Origin of the sequence: Streptomyces sp. NPDC046831, assembly GCF_040645305.1 — a bacterium.
Classification (GTDB): domain Bacteria; phylum Actinomycetota; class Actinomycetes; order Streptomycetales; family Streptomycetaceae; genus Streptomyces.
In genome coordinates, this window is record NZ_JBEYXZ010000001.1 from 420,933 (window position 1) to 440,064 (window position 19,132).

Sequence of the window (19,132 nt, forward strand, 5' to 3'; positions counted from 1 at the left end):
GGCTGGGAGAGCAGACACGCACAAGAGTTGCCCACTGCTGTGGCACAGGTGCTGGGACGACAAGGGCAAGTGGCCGGTGCCGGGTTCCTGGTCGCTCAAGATCTCTTGGTGACCTGCGCGCACGTCGTGCAAGCCGCCGAGTCCGCCCCAGGCGAGACACTGCAACTGCGCTTTCCACACGCAGAAGGCGCTCCTGAGGTGCCGGGGCAAGTCCTGGAGGCAACATGGCGTCCCCAAGGCGAGGACGACGTGGCCATGGTGCGCCTGGCCAGCACACCGCCAGGCGTGACCGCGCTGCCCCTGGGCTCCGCTGAAGGCTGCCGCGGGCACCAGGTGCGCTCGTTCGGCTTCCCGGCCCAGGCCCCACCTGGCGGCCATTTCGGCTTCGGCGTGTGCGGTGACCTGTTAGGCGCTGCCGGGGGCAGGGGAAGCCATCTACAACTGACCGCTGCCAACGATTTGACCACCGGGTTCAGCGGCGCGCCCGTACTCGACGAGGTGACTGGGCTGGTCATCGGCATGCTCACCGAGATCACCGCCCCGGACGCCCATGCGAGGGGCCAGGGCATCGCCTACGTCACCCCCGCGCAGACCCTCCGAGAGATCCAGCCCCAGCTGATCGAGCAGGAAGCGTCCCCGTACCGGGGGCTGGAGTCGTTCGAGGCCGAACATACCCGCTGGTTCCATGGCAGGCAGGATGCAGTACGGCAAGTGCTGGCGAGCCTGGCGCGCGGACGGCGGCTGACGCTGTTGCTCGGGCCCTCCGGTTCTGGAAAGACATCTCTGATTCAAGCCGGTGTGCTGCCCGCGCTGGCCGCGGGCGAGCTGCCGGGTAGCGACAGCTGGCTTCCTTTGGTCGTCCGTCCGAGGCAGGACCTCCCAGCAGAATGGGAGCGCGCTGGACTGTCCGGGGCCAGCACCGACGGGCTCTCCGCAGCGGTCGACCGTACGCTCGCGGCTCATCCCACGCGACAGCGCCTCCTGCTCATCGTCGACCAGCTTGAGGAACTGTTCACCCAGCGGGGCACCGGCACACCGGACCGCCGCCAGAGCATCACGGAGCAGATGACCGCGGCGCTTGAGGACCACCATCAGCTGTCCGTGCTCCTCATCATGCGCGACGACTTCTATCCCCGGCTCGCCGCCGCAGCCCCCCGGCTGCTGCAGGCTGCGATGTCAGGGCTCCTCAACGTGCCGACGGTGCTCAGCCGGCATGAACTGCACGACATCATCACGTTGCCCGCGGGCGACGCGGGAGCGCACTTCGAGCCGGGACTGCCCGGACACATCGTCACCCAAGTGTTGGCCGCCACCCCCGAAGGCACGGCCGCCGGTCAGGCACCGGCCACCATGCTCCCTCTTGTGGAAGTGACGTTGCACCAGCTGTGGACAAGACGCCACGAGGGCTTTCTCACCCACGACGCCTATGAGCGCATCGGCGGGGTGACCGGCAGCCTCGCCACCTGGGCGGACACCGCCCTGGACGAGCTAGCGCCGCACCAACGTCCCGTCGCGCAGCGCATCCTGACCTCATTGGTGCGCCCCGCGGACCCCGTCCACCGCATTCCTGCCGTCCGCGCGCAGGTCCCCCTACGGGAACTGCGCGACCTAGCGAGCGACCCTGACACCGAGCCGGACAGCGACAGCACCTTCGAGGAGGTTCTGACCGCACTGACCGCACACCGCATCGTTACCACACACACGCCGGGGGCACCGCAGGACGCCGACACATCGTCGGCGCAACCCATGGCCGAACTGATCCACGACGCGCTCATCCGCGACTGGGGCACGCTGCACGAGTGGGTCCGCCAGGACCACCGCTTCCAGGGATGGCTGGAACACGCCCGCGTCGCGCGGGCCCGCTGGGCCGAGACGTCCGATCCCGGCGACCTGCTCTCCGGGACAGCACTCGCAGAGGGCCTCGAGTGGGCGCAAAGACGCCATCTGCCGACGGATCTCACCGCTTATCTGACCGTGAGTCGGCAACGCCAGCAGGAGGTCATCCGGCGCAGCAGACGCCTCAATGTGGTCCTGGCCACGGTGCTGGCTCTGGCACTGATCGCGGCGGGAGTAGCGGTGTGGCAGGGGCGGACAGCCAGGATCGAGCAGCGGGCCGACCTATCGCGACAGATCGCCGCGAAGTCCGGTCAGCTGATACACACCAATCCCGATTTGGCGTCTCTGCTGGCTGTCCAGGCATACCGTACGAGTCACACTCCCGAAGCCTTCGCGAGTCTGCAGGACGCTGCGGCTCTGCCGCTGCACCGCAGTCTTGTCGACCATGCGCGGCCGGTGTACTCGGTTGCGTACAGCCCGGACGGCCGTACACTAGCCACCGGCAGCACGGACGGCACGGCACGCCTGTGGGACGTCTCCACCGGCAGAACCCGGCTCGTTCTGCGGGGCCACAGGAGTGAGGTGTGGTCGGTCGCCTTCTCTCCGGACGGACGCACCCTGGCCACCGGCAGCGCCGACCGCACGGCCCGTCTGTGGAACGTGGCGACGGGACACACCCGCAGAATCCTCACCGGCCACACGGACGGTCTCAACTTCGTGTCCTTTAGCCCAGATGGGTACACACTCGCCACCGGCGCCAAGGACGACACCGCCCGTCTGTGGGACGTGGCCACCGGCAGGTCCCGGGCCGTCTTGCGGGGGCACAGTGACTGGGTGTATTCCGTATCGTTCAGCCCAAACGGTCGCACCCTTGCCACCGGTGGCAAAGATGACACGGCCCGTCTGTGGGATGTGGCCACTCATAAGCCCCTGGCCGCCCTCCGAGGCCACACGGCGCCCATTTGGGCGGCCAAGTTCAGCCCTGACGGGCGCACCCTTGCCACCGGTAGCGAGGACACCAGCGTGCGGCTGTGGAACGTGACAACCCGGACCACCCGTAACATCTTGAACGGCCATACAGATGCCGCATGGGCGCTGGCGTTCAGTCCGGACGGCCACACTCTCGCCACGGGAAGCGCGGACCAGACCGCCCGGCTTTGGGATGTGGCCACCGGCACCGGCCGTGAGGTCCTCGCCGGTCACACAGGAGCGGTGGAGGCAGTGGCGTTCAGCCCGAACGGGCACACGCTCGCCACCGGAAGCGACGACAAGACCGTCCGATTGTGGAACCTGTTCAGCGGCAAGGCACGCAGAGTAATTACTGGTCATACGGGCTTTGTCGAGGCCGTCGCGTTCAGCCCGGACGGGCATCTGCTCGCCACCGGCAGCGGTGACCGGACGGTGCGGCTGTGGGACGCGGCCTCGGGCGGGGCCCGCGGCACCCTTCCCGGGAACACCGGAGCGGTGAACACGGTCGCGTTCAGTCCGGATGGGCGCCTGCTCGCCGCCGGTGGCGATGACCAGAACGTACGGTTGTGGGACGTGGCCTCTGGGAAAGCCATCGGCATGCTTCACGGGCACTCCGGAGCCGTATTGACGGTGGCGTTCAGCCCCGATGGCCGGACCGTCGCCACCGGCACCACCGACAACGTTGCGCAGCTGTGGGACATGGCCACACGTAAGGTCCGCCGTTCGATCACCGTCACTCAAGGGGCGGGCTTCGTCGTGCACTCGGTGGCGTTCAGTCCGGACGGACGGACTCTCGCCACAGCCCTCGGCGACACCACGGTGCGCTTGTGGGACGCGATCACGGGTAGGCCCGGCGCCACATTCACCGGCCACACGGACGTGGTGTGGTCGATGGCGTTCAGCCCGAACGGCCACACTCTTGCCACGGGAAGCCAGGACCTGACCGCCCGGTTGTGGGACGTGGCTACTGCCAGGACTCGTAACACGCTGACAGGTCACACCGGTCCGGTGCATTCGGTGGTGTTCAGCCCGGACGGGAACACCCTGGCCACCGGAAGCAACGACCAGACGGTGCGGTTGTGGGACGTGGGCACCGGCCAGGTCCGCGCCACATTCGCCGGCCACACGGGTCCGGTGTGGCCCGTCGCGTTCCGGCGCGACGGCCGCGTGCTCGCGTCCGCGGGGGACGACCGAACCGTACGTCTGTGGGACACGGACCTTCCCAAGCCTGGCGCGGCTGTCCGCGCCATCTGCCAGAATCTAGGCCGCGATCTCACCCAGGATGAGCGGGCGGCATTTCTGCCCGGACTGTCAGCTGGGCGGGTGTGCCCCTGACCTCTGCGGCAAGTATGAACACTCGTTCACCTGTCGGACAGCTGCACCACTCGCCAGGCCGAACAGCGCCAGCGCGAGGCGGCTCGTAGCTGGGCTCGCACACCGAGTGATCGGTGGGTCGGAGCGCGTCATAGGTACAGGGCGACCGCGGCCGCCGTTGCCGCGGAGCCGAGGTAGCTGGCGACAGGGTGGAACCGGAAGAGGCCGGTGCTGTCCACAAGATCCAAGTGGATACCGGGGAAACGGTCTAAAGGGCGCAGCACGGCGATGAGGCGCCGTGGTCGGCGATGTTGACCCATCGGCCTACGCTAGGTGAGCGATGGCCTGACTGTCGCGCGGTGCGAGTCGCAGTTGGTGGAAGGCGGCGTGCGGCAGCGCCAGCGAGGAGCCGAGGGGCAGCAGCAGGCCGATCTGCAGGTCGGGGTGGGCGGGCAGGGCCTCATAGTTGACCACTCGGCTGGCTGCCTTGCGGATTACGCTCACCGAGTTCGATGCCATGGACGACCGGCGTATCGAGTACACGCTGAGGGACCTGCTTGTCCGTGACGGCTGGATGGCCCGGAGGGTAGGCGGCGGTGGGGACCAGGCCGCCGATGTCATTGGTGACCATGCCGTCCTCGGACGGATCGTCGTGCAGGCCAAGCACACGCGCGTCGGCGGAGGTCGGGTCCGCGGTGATGTACGCGGTGAAAGGGACGGCCGGCCCCGCTTACAGGGCCGACCACGCGGTGGTTGTGACCAACGGATTCCTCACTCGCGATGCCATGGCGTGGGGAGACCGGTACACGGTCCACTGGGTCGACCGGGAGAAGCTGCGGCGCTGGGCCGAGGACGGCGCCGCGCTGCACGAGCTGCTCAGACTGCCCGCCCGCGCCCGCAGCGGCCGGTTCAAGCGGGCCGCCTGACCGGCAGCCCGCTTGCTGAGGCCGCTGTCCTCCTACTCGCCCCTCAGCTTCAGCGATCGGCTCGGGCGCCGCCTGGCATCCGGAATGGAGACGGCGAGCCCGACGAGCAGGGCGTCGAGCATCTGTTCAGTGGCTCACCAGCGGTGAGCTAGTACAACTGGTGGAAACCGTGCGGTTGTTGTGAAGGATGCCTCTAGTATGACGGTCTGCGCTCACGTCTCGAGCGTCCCCTTTTGCCCATCCAACACCGCACGTCACCCCTACCGGCCGGGGAAGGGGAGATACGGAGCACGTCGACTGTGTACCTCACCCGCTTCTCCGCCTGCGGCTTCCGTTCCCTGGCCTGTATCGAGGACATCCCGGTCAGTAGTCCGACGATCCTGGCCGGCCACAACGACGGCGGGAAAAGCGCGGTCCTGACGGCACTGGCCTTCCTGCTGGGCAGCCACCGGCTCACGGACGAAGACCGCACCTACGAGCAGGCGGAAGGAGCTGTAGGCGGTCGCTGCGCCCGCACTTGGGTCGAAGGGCACTTCCGCCTCGACGCCACGGAACGGGCTGCCACCGGCCTGCCGTCGACTGCCCGGATTCGCCGAATCTCCGAGCAGGGCCAGCCGGCCCAGTGGCAGTACTTCGGCTCCCGGCCGGCCGACGACCGGCTCCACGACCTCACACGCCTGCTGAAGAGCGAACTCGCCGAACTGGTCGCAGAGTTCTCGTTGTCCCCGGCCGGACCCTTGAAAGACGACCTGTTGCAGGCGCTCACCGCCTACGCGGCCACGGCACCGCAGGTGGAGCAGTGGCAGCAGCTGCCCAAGGAGCTCCAAGAGCGCCTCCCGCGCCTGCTGCCGTTCGGAGGAAAGGATGAAAGGCCCGATGACGCGGTGCGGACCGCGCTGAGCAGCTGCTACGAGACCTATCTGGAGGACGAAACACTCCAGGGCCGGGTCAGGGAGATCGAAACGGAGATCACTCAGCGCCTGGAGAAGGAAGCCGATTCGCTGTGTCGGCACATCCGCCAGCACTGCCGGGAGTTTGTCGGCGTGCAGGTCAAGCCCGAGGTCTCCTTCAAGGGCGGCTTCAAGCGCGCACCTCTGGAGGTCTCCAAGGCCGACGGCGAGCCGGTGGACCTCACTCGCTCCGGGCAGGGCAGCAACCGCCGGATTGCTCTGGCGGTCTGGGAATGGACCAGCAACCTGCTCGAGAACAGCGAACTCGCCGCCGCGGGGGAGGAGAACCATGCGGAGCCGACCCAGACCATCGTCGTCTACGACGAGCCCGACACCCACCTGGACTACCGCCACCAGCGCACCGTCATGGACATCATCCGCAAACAGTGCGCCCTGCCCCACGTCAGCGTCGTCGTCGCCACCCACTCGATGAACCTCATCGACGGCGTCGACATCGCCGACGTCGTCCACCTCCGCCTCAGCGACAGTGGCCGCACCATCGTCGAACGTCTCATGGACGCATCTCACGAAGGGGTCGACTTCCACCTCGGACAGATCGCCTCCGCCGTAGGACTGCGCAACTCCGTCCTGCTGCACGAACGGTGCTTCCTCGCCGTCGAGGGCCCTACGGAACAGCAGTGCCTGCCGCTGCTGTTCCGGCTCTCCCAGGGCCTGCCCCTCCAAGCGGCGGGCATTGCCCTGTGGGCCTGCGGCAACAACGAAGGCGCCCTCCACCTGGCCGGATACCTCGTCAAGAATCGCCGCACTGTCATGCTGATGGTCGACGCCGACAGCCGCACCAACAAGCACTTCAGAACGGAACGCCTGATCAAGGCCGGCCTCGACCTCGACACCCAGGTCACCTGGATCGGCGAGGCAGAGGGGTTCAACGAACTCGAGGAACTCTTCACCGACGCCCAGTGGGCTACTGCCGCCAACACCCACTGGCCACGCCCCCAAGGCGTCCAGTGGACCGCCGAGAACTTCACCGCACACCGCGGTGGCAAGTTCAGCGCCCACGTCCTCACCATGATCAAAGAGCAGGCGGAGCACACCAGCCCTGACGGCAAGGACGACATGCTCTACGGCCTGGTCACCACCCTCACCACCCGCGAAGACGTCCCCTCACAGCTGACAAAGGCCTTCAGCGACCTCCGGAACCTAGCTTCCTGACCGGCCTCACAGCGCGCCGCTGCAACATACGCTCCTTGCGCTGCTGCAACGTCGGCGCCGTCCAGACATGCCAGCCCACCCCCGCGACATGCTGCCGGCCATGCCCGCGCGCCTCAATCCCACACCAGCGGCACCCACCCGGCGCAACGGTGGATCCAGTACCGGTAGAACGCGATAACGACATCACATCCTCCTTCCCCCCACCGCGTATCTTGCCGCCTACCACTGACAATCAACCGGTGGCACAACACTGTGCAAGCCCACGCGCGCCAAGCGGAGGAGCTTCTCACCATCCGCACCACACGACTGCCCTGAGAGCAGTGTTTATCAGGAAAACCACCCACAACCCTTCCCACAGTAGTTACTGTCTGTGCTCATGCGGCTTCTGCACACTTCGGACTGGCACCTGGGCCGCCGGTTCCACGGAGAAGACCTGATCCCCGCCCAGGAAGCCTTCCTCGACCACATGGTCGACACAGCCCGCACCGAGGCCGTCGACGCCATCCTCGTGGCCGGCGACATCTACGACCGTGCCATCCCCAGCCTGGACGCCGTGCGCCTGTTCAACCGCGCCCTGCACCAGCTCGCCGACCTCGACGTGCCGATCATCATGATCAGCGGAAACCACGACTCGGCCTACCGCCTCGGCGTCGGATCCGGCCTCTTCGCCCGCGCCGGCATCCATCTGCGCACTGACCCGGACACCTGCGACGTCCCCGTGGTCCTTAACGACGGCTACGGCCCCGTCGCCGTGTACGGCATCCCCTACCTTGAACCGTCCATGGTCCGCACTCAACTCGAAGCGGAGGCCGCCTCCCACCGAGCAGTGTTGACCGCCGCCCTGCAAAAGATCCACACCGACCTCACCAACCACCAGCCTGCCGGGACCCGGTCCGTGGTCCTCGCCCACGCCTTCGTCACCCCCGGCACCGGCCAGAGCGAGGAACCCCGGGTAGAGGAGTCGGCCAGCGAACGCGACATCAGCGTCGGCGGTGTCGCCCACGTCGGCGCGGACGTCTTCGACGGCATCGACTACGTCGCCCTCGGCCACCTCCACGGCCCTCAGAAGATCACTGACCGCGCCCACTACAGCGGCTCCCCACTGCCCTACTCCTTCTCCGAGGCCGCCCACACCAAGTCCTTCACCCTGGTCGACCTCGCCCCCGGCACGGCCCCCGCCGTCACCCGCCTGCCCTGCCCGACCCCCCACCGCCTGGAACGCATCCAAGGCCTCCTCGAAGATCTCCTCAACGACCCCGCCCACGAAACGCTCAAGGACGCCTGGCTCGAGGTCACCCTCACCGACCCGGCCCTGCCCTTCGAGGCCATGGCCCGGCTGCGCCGCCGCTTCCCCCACACACTCAGCCTCAAGCACCAGCGCGCCTTCATCCCCGCCCAGGCCACCGACAGCCCCACCTACACCGAACGCCTCCGCGGCCGCAGCGAACTCGACATCGCCTGCGACTTCATCGCCGACCTGCGCGGCAGCGCACCCACGCCCGACGAACACGCCCTGCTCCAGCAGGCCGTCGACGCCGCCCGCGTGAACGAACTGCAGAAGGAAACCGTCTGATGCGCCTGCACCACCTCACCCTGCAGGCCTTCGGCCCCTTCGCTGGCACCCACACCGTCGACTTCGACGCCCTGTCCGCCGACGGCCTGTTCCTCCTGCACGGCGACACCGGCGCCGGGAAGAGCACCCTGTTCACCGCCGTCTGCTTCGCCCTGTACGGCGAGCCCCCGGTCGACCGCGACCTGATGCTGCGCAGCCACCACGCCCCAGCCGACCTGCTCACCCAGGTCACCCTGGACGTCACCATCGCCGGCCACCGGCTGCTCATCGATCGCGTTCCCCAGCAGATGCGCCCGAAGAAGAACGGCACGGGGGAGACCCTCCAGAAGGCCGAGACCCGGCTCAGCCGGTGGACCACCGACTCTTCGGGCCAGGGCCACTGGGAGGCCTCCAGCAAGTCCCACCAGGAGACAGGCAAGGAGATCAAAGACCTGCTCGGCATGAGCCGGACCCAGTTCTGCCAGGTCGTTCTCCTGCCACAGAACGAGTTCACCAAGTTCCTCTACGCCGATGCCGGCAAGCGCCGCGAACTCCTCGGCAAGCTCTTCCACACCGACCGGTACGCCTTTATCGAACGCTGGCTGAGCGACCACAGCCGCACCACCCAGAAGAACCGCGACGCCGCCCGCGACGAGGTGTTGCACCTGGCCGCCCGTATGCACCAGGCCGCCAGCCCGGACCTGAAATCCCAGTACGACGCTCCCACCCCCGACGCCGCACACGATTTGACCGACCCTGCCCTGACCTGGGCTAACGACCTCATTCAGGCCAGCCAGGCCGACGCCCTCACCGCCGCGGCCGACGCCGAGAAAGCAAAGAAGAACCAGCTCGCCCACCAAAAGCTGGAAGCCGCCGCCCGCGACCTGCACAGGCAGCAGACCACCTACGCCACCGCCCGTGAACAACTGGACCGGCTGGACGAGCAGACCCCGCACCAAGAAGCCCTCGGCCGGCGCCGGGATCAGGCTCGGCGTGCCCAGCAGCTGGCACCACTGCTGCACGTTCTCAGCACCGCCCGCGTCGACCACAGCCGCGCCCAGAGCCGTGAAAGCGATGCCCGCACCCGGCTCCTTGCCGAGCATGCCGCACTGCAGGCCGCCGGCCTCGTCACGGCCGGACAGCGCATCCGCGCCGACATCGCCGTGCTGAACGCCCTCCTTCCTGAGGAAACCGGACTTAACCAGCTCACTACCGAGCTGAAGCGGATCGACGCCGAGCGGCAGGACTTCGCCGACCAGCAGCGCACCGCACGCGACTGGCTCGAAGGGGAGACCGCCCAGCGCACCGCCCTGGAGATCCGCCGGGAGGCGGCCCGCGAGGCCGAGGAAGAAAGCCGGCGCCAGCAGACCCAGCTGGAGAGCCTGAGCGGCCGCGTGGCGGCCGCCGAACGCCGCGACGCCCACCGGGCACAAATCACCGCCACCGACCAGCGCCTGGACGCTGCCAAGGAGGAGACCGAGAAGGCCGCCCAGGCCCACCTCCGCATCCGCCGCCGACGTACCGAGGGAATGGCCGCCGAACTCGCCATCGACCTCACCGACGGCGCTCCGTGCCCGGTGTGCGGCTCCTGCTCCCACCCCCATCCCGCCCAGGCACCTGACGGGCATCCCACGCGCGAGGACGAACAAGCCGCCGAGAAGACCCACCAGCGCCTCCAGCAGCAGCGCGACAAGATCGCGGCCGAGCTGCACAAGCTGCGCGAGGACGCCGCCGCTGCCGCGGGCGAAGCCGGCGACACCCCGCTGGCCGGCCTCAAAGCCGACCACGAGACACTCACCAAGCAGCTGGCCGACTCCCTCAAGCGAGCCGCCGACCGCAGGAGTGCCGAGGAGGAACTCCTCGCGCTCGAACGCGAACACGCGGCCATGACTCTGCAGGACAGCACTGCCACCGCAGGCCTGTCCGACCGCAACGCCCACTACGACAACCTGTCCCAGCAGCACGCAGAGCTCACCGGAAAACTCGACGCCGCCCGCGGCACCGCTCCCACCCTTGCGGCCCGCATCGACGACCTCACCCGCACTGCCGACCATCTCGAGCAGGCAGCCGAGGCATCCCGCACCGCAGCCACCGCCACCCAGACCCTGCACACCCGCACCAGCGAAGCCACCGACGCTGCCACATCCCAGGGGTTCGGCACGCTCACCGAAGCCGAACAGGCCCTGCTCAGCGAGCAGGAACTGACCGACATCGAAGAAGAGATCAACAAGTGGCGCGAGGCCCGCGCCTCCCACCAAGCCGTCCTCGACGACCCCGTCCTACAGCAAGCAGCCGCCCAGCCAGCCGCCGACATCGAAACGGCGGCAGCCCTGCGCGCCGCAGCAGACGACCAGCACGCCCAAGCGGTCACCGCCTCCAGCACCGCCCAGACCCGCACCACCAACCTCACCAACCTCACCACCGCTCTGGCCGAAGTCGTCGAGCGCCTCAAGGCACTCGAGCAGGCCCACAGCACCGCCCGCCACCTCGCCGACCTCGCCACCGGCACTGCCTCCGGCACCCGGGTCCGCATGCAACTGGAGGCCTACGTCCTGGCCGCACGCCTCGAACAGGTCGTCACCGCCGCCAACACCCGCCTGCACCTGATGTCCGAAGGCCGCTACGCCCTGCGCCACTCCGACCACCAAGCCGCCCACGGCGCCCGCTCCGGCCTCGGCCTGGAAATCACCGACTCCTGGACCGGCCACCCCCGCAAGACCGACACCCTCTCCGGCGGCGAATCCTTCTTCGCCTCCCTCTCCCTTGCCCTCGGCCTGGCCGACGTCGTCACCCACGAAGCCGGCGGCAACCCCCTGGACACCCTCTTCATCGACGAAGGCTTCGGCACCCTCGACGACGACACCCTCCACAACGTCCTCGACGTCCTGGACTCCCTGCGCGCCCACGACCGCACCGTCGGCGTCATCAGCCACATCCCCGAACTACGCCGCCGCATCACCCAGCGACTGCACGTCCGAAAAGGCCCCACCGGCTCCACCCTCGCCCACCTGACCGAAGCAGCCGAATAACCTGCACTCCAGGAGAGCGGAGCCCCCGCCCTCCTGGAGCACCCAGCCGACCCCACGGAGCGCTACACCTCCATGGCCCCCGACATCGAGCTACGGCCTCACCAAAAAGAGGCCGTCGCCGCTACGACCGCCACGCTCCGCGACCACGCCCGCGCGAGCGTGATCGCCGCCTGCGGCACGGGCAAGACTCTGATCGCCGCCCGCACCACCGCCCGCATCGCCCCGCGCGGCCGCGTGCTGGTGCTCCTGCCGACGCTGGACCTGCTGTCCCAGACGATCCGTTCCTGGCGCACTGCGGGACGCAAAGGCGCCGCTATCGCGGTCTGCTCAGCACGCCAGGCCCTCGACCACGAACCAGTGGGTGCCGACATCCCGCTGACCACCGACCCCGGCGAGCTGACGGCCCTCGCCACGCCGTCCCGTTCCGGCCCGGTCACCGCCTACGCCACTTATGCCTCCCTGCCCGCCGTGGTCGCTGCCCACCGCGACCACGGCCTACCTGCTTGGGACCTGGTCGTCGTCGACGAGGCCCACCGCACCGCGGGCCGCCTGGGCAAGGCCTGGGCGGCCGTCCACCACGACGACCAGCTCCCCGCCGCCCGCCGCCTCTACCTGACCGCTACCCCCCGCCTCTGGAGCCCCGACGATGCCCAGGACGGCGACGCGGAAGCGGTGGCCTCCATGGACGACGAAACCCTCTTCGGCCCCGTCGCCTACCGGCTGACCCTCTCCGACGCCATCGACCTCGGCCTGCTCGCCGACTACCAAATCCTCGTCCCCGTCGTCACCGACGAAGACCTGCGCGACTGGCTCGCCACCGGTCCCGGCGCCGGCGTCGACGGACTACGCCTGGCCGGCCGACAGGTCGCCGCCCTACGCGCCATCCACGACCACCGGCTGCGCCGCATCCTCACCTTCCACCACCGCGTCGCCGACGCCCGCGCCTTCGCCACCACCCTGCACGAGACCGCCAAAACCCTCCCCACCGAGCTGCGCCCCGAAGGCCTGTGGGCGGACTGGATCAGCGGCAACCACGTCCCCCAGGTGCGCCGCCGCCTTCTGCTCGAGTTCGCCTCCCACACCGACCCCCACACCCCAGCCGTGCTGTCCAACGCCCGCGTCCTCGGCGAAGGCATCGACGTGCCCGCCATCGACGCCGTCGTCTTCGCCGACCCCAAGAACAGCCCCGTCGACACCGTCCAGGCCGTCGGCCGCGCCCTGCGCCAGACCCCCGGAGCCGGCAAGAAGGCCACCCTCGTCGTCCCCGTCTACCTCACTCCCGGCGAAGACCCCGACGACCTCCTCGGCGCCGACGCCTACACCCCGCTCTGGCACACCATCCAGGCTTTGCGCGCCCACGACGACCGTCTCGAAGCACGCCTCGCCGACCCCCGCACCCACCGCCCCACCATGCCTTCCGAGGACCCCGAGGCATGGCTCCGCTTCGACCGTCCCACTCAGGCCGAAGAAGTGGCCCTCGCCCTCTCCCTACGCGTCCTGGCACCCAAGAGCGCCGAATGGCGCCGCGGCCTCAAAGCCGCCCGCCGCTACCACCACTCCCACCACCACCTCGACGTCCCCCAGACCTACGCAGACACCACCGGCTACCCGCTGGGCCGCTGGCTTACCTGGCAGCGCCACCTCCACACCACCGGCGCCCTCGATGCGGCCCGCACCCAGGCCCTGGAACGCCTCGGCATTATCTGGGACCCCCGCCAGCAGGCCTTCGACCGAGGACTCTCCCACGCCACCGCCTACGCCGCCCGCCACGGCCACCTCGCCGTCCCCGTTGACGAGGTCCACGACGGCTTTCCCCTCGGCCGCTGGTTGGCCACCCAGCGCACCCGCGCCCATGACCTCACGGCACAGCGCACCGCCGCCCTCACCGCTCTGGACCCGTGGTGGAATCCGCCCTGGTCGATCACTTGGCAGCGTGCCTACCACACCGCTCGTCGGCGGACAGAACAGAATGCGGCAGGGGAAAAGTGGCTTACAGCCCAAGGCCAGCGTGCCGACGGCCTCCATCGCGAGCAGCGCCGCCTCCTGAGGAAATTGGGGCTCGACCTGCCGAACACACCCGCCTCCCGCGCCAAGAAACCTGCGCTGTCGGCAAGGGAGCGCGCCTTTGAGCGCGCTCTGGCTGCTGCTCGTGCCTTCCGTGAACGAGAGGGTCATCTCCATGTCCCGCAGCGGCATGTCGAACAGATAGACGGCGAGCAGGTACGGCTAGGACAGTGGCTGAGTAACCTGCGCCGCCGCCGCTCCAGCCTGAGCCCGCAGCGGCGAGCCGCATTGGACGAGCTCGGACTGTGATCCAAGCGTCTGAGCCGTCTTCTGCCGAGCGCTCCGGTGCCTGGGCCTCGTCCGCCGCGCACGTGGACCAGGCGGTGGTACCCCAAGCTCCGCGGCTTCCCGCTCGGCCAGCTTCCTTTCTTGCCGCCAAGCCTGGTCGGCCCTGAACGGATAGAACATCGCCTGCGGGAAAAATCCCACCGGGCCTGCGGGCCAGCAACGTACGGCTGGAAGTGGACCGGAGCGAGGAGCGAGTGCGGCTTGCCGACGCGATGAACCAAACCGGCTGGGCGGCCTCGAGACTGGAGATGACAGTGGAGTCCGACGTCGGGAAGTCCGCTCTGACAATCCGCACCGCGTAACAGTTCACTACGCACTGCGCCGCCGTGACCTGCCAGAGCCTGTGGGACCTTCCCCAATCGGCGGCCCAGGTCGAACACCTCCTGGGTGAACACTGTTTATCGGCGCGGGCGAACAGCGCAGCACAGCGTCACGGTGCAGGAGAATGTGACGGCACGGAAGGAGCCGTCGCCGGAGGTGAGCCGTTTCCTTCCCCCTGCTGAGTGCTGTTCAGGTTGAGCATCTGCATCAGCAGGACAACGACAGCGACACCGACGAGCAAAGACGCCCCCCTTCTTGTTTCTGAACGCGAAGTAGCTTGCGCCAGCCCCCAGTGCGAGCACGACAATGTACGTGAGGGTCATAGGAACCTCCTGGTTGTCCGGACCCCAGGGCCCGCTCGCCGTGCACCTACCAAGTCCTCAGCGAGCGGGCCTATCCACGCCTGTCCCTGGGAACAGGCCTTCCCCTCGCCAGATTCTGTCGAAGGTCGGAAACACGCTGTAGTGACATGTCGACACAAAGCAATGGTTGGCCCCGTCCCTCCATGGCATCCCCAGCGGAAACGCCGGTCCTGCCTGCGGAGATGCTGCCGTACTCCTCGATGACAACTGCACCAAACTGCAGAAGCGGAACGACAGTCCGCTGCCCCCTGGCTGAAGGGACCGCACTCGCCGGGCTGGCGCTGAGCCAACCGCCACTCTTGAACGATCGGTCCTTTTGCTTCAGGGACCCACTCGGCCCTCATGAACGGGCACGTGCGATCAGATGTCGGCATCGGAAGTCATCATTTTGGGAGAACGTCACCGATGCGTCTTTACCGAAGGAGTGCAACCCTAAGATCGATCCATGCCGAGTCCGATCGAGGGGGAGACAGACCGCAGTGGTCTCGAGCGACGAGCCTGAAGAGATCGTCGTCCGCGTGACGGACGATCGAGCACTAGGGCGTGTGCGGAGTCGTGATCAACGTGGCGGTAGAACATTCGTGTGGCCAGACGCGAACTGAGCGATGACGATTGGGCGTTGGTGGAGCCGTTGCTGCCGATAGGTGGGTACGGGCCGTATCCGCACCGGCTGCGGGATCAGTTCGAGGGTGTGGTCTGGCGGTTCCGTACCGGAAGCCAGTGGCGGGAGATGCCAGAGGAGTTCGGGTCCTGGTCGACGGTCTACGACCGGTTCCGTCAGTGGCGCGATGCCGGGGTGTTCCAGGCCCTGATGGAGGCACTGATCGCCGAGGCTGCGCGGCGCGGGCAGGTGGACCTGTCGCTGGTCAGCGTGGACTCCACGACCGCCCGTGCACATCACGACGCGGCGGGCGCACGGGTGAGTGAAGATGTCCTGGCCGCCCTGGAGGAGGCCATCGAGCAGTCAAAGGGGGCCGCAGGAAGGGACAAAAGGATCAAGAAGGTGCGGAAGAAGCTGACGCGGCCGACCCTGCCCGTGCCGAGCGGCGCCGGGTTCACCGTCGGCGCCGCGCGCGGCTGAAGGCCGCTGCCCTGGGGCGCTCGCGGGGCGGGCTGACCAGCAAGGTGCACCTGGCTACCGAACGACGCTGCCGTCCGCTGTCCTTCGTGCTCACCCCCGGGCAGGCCGCCGACAGCCCGCAGTTCATCCCCGTCCTGCAGGGCATCAAGGTCCGCGGCCCGGTAGGCCGGCCGCGCACCCGGCCCGACGCGGTCGCCGGCGACAAGGCTTACTCCTCGCGCCGCAATCGCACCCACCTGCGCACACGCCAGATCAAGGCGGTCATCCCGGAGAAGGCCGACCAGGCCGCCAACCGGAAGAAGAAGGGGCGCCGCGGTGGGCGGCCCGTCACCCACGACGCCGAGCTCTACCGTGACCGCAACATCATCGAGCGCCTGATCAACAAGCTGAAGGCATGGCGCGGCATCGCCACCCGCTACGACAAGACCCCCGAGAGCTACCTCGCAGCCCTCCACCTCCGCGGCGCGATCATCTGGCTCCGCAGCCTCCGCCCCGCCACACGAGACTGAACCCCCTGGGCTGGCCGATGAGTGGTTGGTTCGCCCTGTACAGCGTCGGCCACCAGCAAGCCGCCATCCGGGCAGGAAGCTGTCAGGGCGTGCGGAGCTGGGGCGGGAAGCCGGTCCAGCGCAGGTCGTCCGGGAGGTCACTCACGTCGTTGTAGACGAGGACGGTTGCGGGCCGGGCAGGCGCGTAACGGATCACCGTGAGCGCAGCGTTTGCGTGGTTGAGTCCCATCCAGCGCCAAGTCGGCGCTTCGAAAGCGGCGCGCACCAGCCAGGCGATGAGAAACGCGTGGGTGACGACAAGGTCGTGGCGGGGGGCATCCCCGCCGTCGACCGGCCCGGTGAACTCCGCGACCGCCTGGCGGGCCAGCTCCGCTCCGCGCGCACGGTCCACGGCAGACAGCGAAGCGAGGCGAGGCAGCATGGCGTCGGCAACATCTGCGGGAACCTCGTCACGCTCCGGCACGTACGGGACGTAGTCCCCGGCCGCCTCGCACTCACGCAGCGGCACATCGCCCAGACGCTCCCCGACCAGCCGGGCCGTCTGCACCGCGCGGGGCAACGGACCGTGGTGAACGGCCGTCAGCCGCACGCCGTGCAGACGCTTGCCCAATAGCTCAGCCTGACGGCGCCCGGCCGCAGTGAGACTGCCTTCGTCGGGTGTGGCCTCGCCATGGCGGGCCAGGTAAAGGTACCGATCTTGCATATCGGGGTCGACGCCCCCCGGTGGCCGCTGGTTCCCCCGCCCCGCCCAGGGAGCCCAGAGTCGGCCGCCGGCGGTGCTCATGATCACGACCCCGCACAGGCCCTAGTGGTCGGTGCTCCCTCCGAGACGAAGCTCTCGCTCTGGGGGCGCTGGATCTCGGAGCTCACCCGCGGCGAGTTCGCATCTCTCCTGCGGACACTGGACCCTGCGACCCGGGCCTTCATCGAGGCCAGGCGTCTGACCGGCCGTCTGGTCGAGGTCGATCCGACCTCTCGCGCAATGTGGTCGACTGCCAAGAAGGTCACCGAGGAGGGTGGCTAAATCCAGGCCAATCTCCGCAACGATCGAGGGCAATTCGCACGTCTGATGCGCATCCGGTCGGCCACGGGTGTCGCCGCGGTGTCGGGTGGGGCGGCCATCCTGGGTGCCATTGCGACTCAAGCCCAGGCAGCGGAGATGGCCCGGGACATCAAAGCCATCCGGCAGCGGGTGGACGATATCTACGAGCACCTGCGGTCCGACCAGATCGGTGCTGTCGGGAATGCTGTCGAGCAGGTCGAGGATCTGGTCGCGCGGCTTCGTGTTCATGGAAAGGACGGCATCAAGGAGGGCGAGCTCGCGGTCATCAAGGACCGCCTGGGTGAAGCCAGGCACAAGTGCCTGGCCCATCTCAAGGACTCGGTCCAGAAGTTGGAGAGCGCCAAGCAATATGGATCGCGGCGAAAGGCGCAGAAGAGCGTGAGCCAGGGCGCTGTGGAGGAGGCGATGCTGTACCTCGACCTCCTGGGGACGCTCTATGTGGCTTCCGTCCAGTTCGGACTCGCTCAGGTCGCCATCGACTACCACGAGGGAAAGCCTGACGTCGCCAGGACAGTGGCCGGGCAGATCACCGACTCCACCGCCAAGTTCCGCGCGGAGTTCGAAGACGTATGTGGCCGGCTCAGCCAACTCGACGAGATCGTCCGTGCTCGGTTCGGGACCGTTCTGCAGCGCAGGCTCTGGCTGGCCCCTGTGTCTGTAGGAGCCTCGAAAATTGTGCACGCCGTCGTGGAGAAATCAGCAGGAACGAAGGGGATCACGGTTCGCCTCCCAGGAGCCGCGATCCCGATCCCCGTGCAAGCCGTCGCCGCCATCGGTGGCGCGCTGCTCCCGCCTGTCGTGGGAGGTGTCGACGCCGTGGCTCAGGCCCGCGCCGAGAAGCACCTGGACGAACGCCTGTCACATCTGATGGAGGCCAGCCGCAGAACCTCTGAGCCTATGAACCAGGCGGCAAGGGGCCTTGAGGTGCTCCGGACCTTGACCGAAGACCTTGCTAGTTCCGACGAGTGACGTCGTCTCAGCGGCGATCACATCCGGGTTCCGTTTGAGGATGAGCACTTGAGCCGTGCATTCGGTGGAGGGGATGCGCGAGGACGGGCCGGAAGCCTTCCGCGGGTGTGTCTGCGCCTGGTCGGCGACACGTGTTGGCCTCACCGACTTCTCAGCTGGACAGATCGGCAAGGAGGCGGGACAGGAGTGCCTCCTCGTACACGGCGAGACCTCTATCGCTCATTGCTTGCTCGAGGCGAGGGCCCCAGGGGGTGGCCACGGGTTCTCCGGCCAATGGAGCGAGACGGTCCGTCAGCAGGTCGGCGAGCGCCGTGAGGTAGTCGACGGCACTCATGCGCCATAACCACAGCACCCCGGCCTGAGCCGTCATCGCGCGATCCTCGGCAAGCCCGTCGGAATGCTCTTGCTCGCCCGGGACGCCACGGTCACCTATTGCCACTCCCGTACGACCGATCTGGCCGCGATCGTGCGGGAAGCGGACGTGGTTGTGGCGGCGGTGGGACGGCCTCGGCTTATTCGCGGCGAAGACGTCAAGCCGGGGGCCGTCGTGATCGACGCCGGATACAACCCCGGCAACGTCGGCGACGTCGACTTCGACACCGCCCGCAGTCGCGCCCGCTTGATCACGCCGGTCCCCGGTGGGGTCGGGCCCATGACCATCGCAGTCCTTCTGGCCCAGACGGTTGACGCGGCATCCATCCAGCTCGGGCTGGCCGGCCACTGAGC

9 protein-coding genes and 3 pseudogenes are annotated in these 19,132 nt (G+C 68.3%); 9 read left to right on the forward strand and 3 right to left on the reverse strand.

Features of this window, described 5'->3' with window-relative positions:
- Nucleotides 1-39 precede the first annotated feature (39 nt).
- Complete coding sequence (locus tag ABZ920_RS01750) at nucleotides 40-4,140, forward strand: trypsin-like peptidase domain-containing protein (protein ID WP_361497493.1); 4,101 nt, start codon at nucleotides 40-42, stop codon at nucleotides 4,138-4,140.
- Between the two features lie 303 nt (nucleotides 4,141-4,443).
- On the opposite strand, the gene ABZ920_RS01755 is transcribed toward ABZ920_RS01750, so the two are convergent.
- Nucleotides 4,444-4,593, reverse strand: a complete 150-nt coding sequence (locus ABZ920_RS01755) for a hypothetical protein (RefSeq protein WP_361497496.1) — start codon at nucleotides 4,591-4,593, stop codon at nucleotides 4,444-4,446.
- Between the two features lies 1 nt (nucleotide 4,594).
- Between ABZ920_RS01755 and ABZ920_RS01760 the strand changes: the two are divergent.
- The 6 genes and pseudogenes from ABZ920_RS01760 to ABZ920_RS01785 all read left to right on the forward strand — a co-directional run.
- Nucleotides 4,595-5,045: pseudogene (locus ABZ920_RS01760) on the forward strand (restriction endonuclease); the annotation flags it as partial.
- Between the two features lie 233 nt (nucleotides 5,046-5,278).
- A complete protein-coding gene (locus ABZ920_RS01765) occupies nucleotides 5,279-7,168 on the forward strand; it encodes a hypothetical protein (protein ID WP_361497499.1) in 1,890 nt (629 codons plus the stop codon).
- Between the two features lie 376 nt (nucleotides 7,169-7,544).
- Nucleotides 7,545-8,741, forward strand: coding sequence for an exonuclease SbcCD subunit D (locus ABZ920_RS01770; protein WP_361497502.1), 1,197 nt, complete (start codon nucleotides 7,545-7,547; stop codon nucleotides 8,739-8,741).
- Entirely contained in the window at nucleotides 8,741-11,749 is a 3,009-nt protein-coding gene (locus tag ABZ920_RS01775) for an SMC family ATPase (RefSeq protein ID WP_361497505.1), read from the forward strand. The genes ABZ920_RS01770 and ABZ920_RS01775 overlap by 1 nt, the downstream gene beginning before the upstream one ends.
- A 72-nt stretch (nucleotides 11,750-11,821) precedes the next feature.
- Entirely contained in the window at nucleotides 11,822-14,062 is a 2,241-nt protein-coding gene (locus ABZ920_RS01780) for a Helicase associated domain protein (RefSeq protein ID WP_361497508.1), read from the forward strand.
- 1,305 nt (nucleotides 14,063-15,367) lie between these two features.
- Nucleotides 15,368-16,374 (forward strand): annotated as a pseudogene (locus tag ABZ920_RS01785) (IS5 family transposase).
- 82 nt (nucleotides 16,375-16,456) lie between these two features.
- Here ABZ920_RS01785 and ABZ920_RS01790 read toward each other — a convergent pair.
- The gene (locus tag ABZ920_RS01790; protein ID WP_361497619.1) at nucleotides 16,457-17,077 is read right to left on the reverse strand and encodes a histidine phosphatase family protein; all 621 of its coding nucleotides are present in this window, start codon (nucleotides 17,075-17,077) and stop codon (nucleotides 16,457-16,459) included.
- 456 nt (nucleotides 17,078-17,533) lie between these two features.
- On the opposite strand from ABZ920_RS01790, the gene ABZ920_RS01795 reads away from it, so the two are divergent.
- Nucleotides 17,534-18,406, forward strand: coding sequence for a hypothetical protein (locus ABZ920_RS01795; RefSeq protein ID WP_361497511.1), 873 nt, complete (start codon nucleotides 17,534-17,536; stop codon nucleotides 18,404-18,406).
- Nucleotides 18,407-18,557: 151 nt separating this feature from the next.
- Here the strand turns inward: ABZ920_RS01795 and ABZ920_RS01800 are convergent, their stop codons facing one another.
- A complete protein-coding gene (locus tag ABZ920_RS01800; RefSeq protein WP_361497514.1) occupies nucleotides 18,558-18,776 on the reverse strand; it encodes a DUF2399 domain-containing protein in 219 nt (72 codons plus the stop codon).
- A gap of 3 nt (nucleotides 18,777-18,779) precedes the next feature.
- On the opposite strand from ABZ920_RS01800, the pseudogene ABZ920_RS01805 reads away from it, so the two are divergent.
- A pseudogene (locus ABZ920_RS01805) lies at nucleotides 18,780-19,130 on the forward strand (bifunctional 5,10-methylene-tetrahydrofolate dehydrogenase/5,10-methylene-tetrahydrofolate cyclohydrolase); the annotation flags it as partial.
- Nucleotides 19,131-19,132 lie beyond the last annotated feature (2 nt).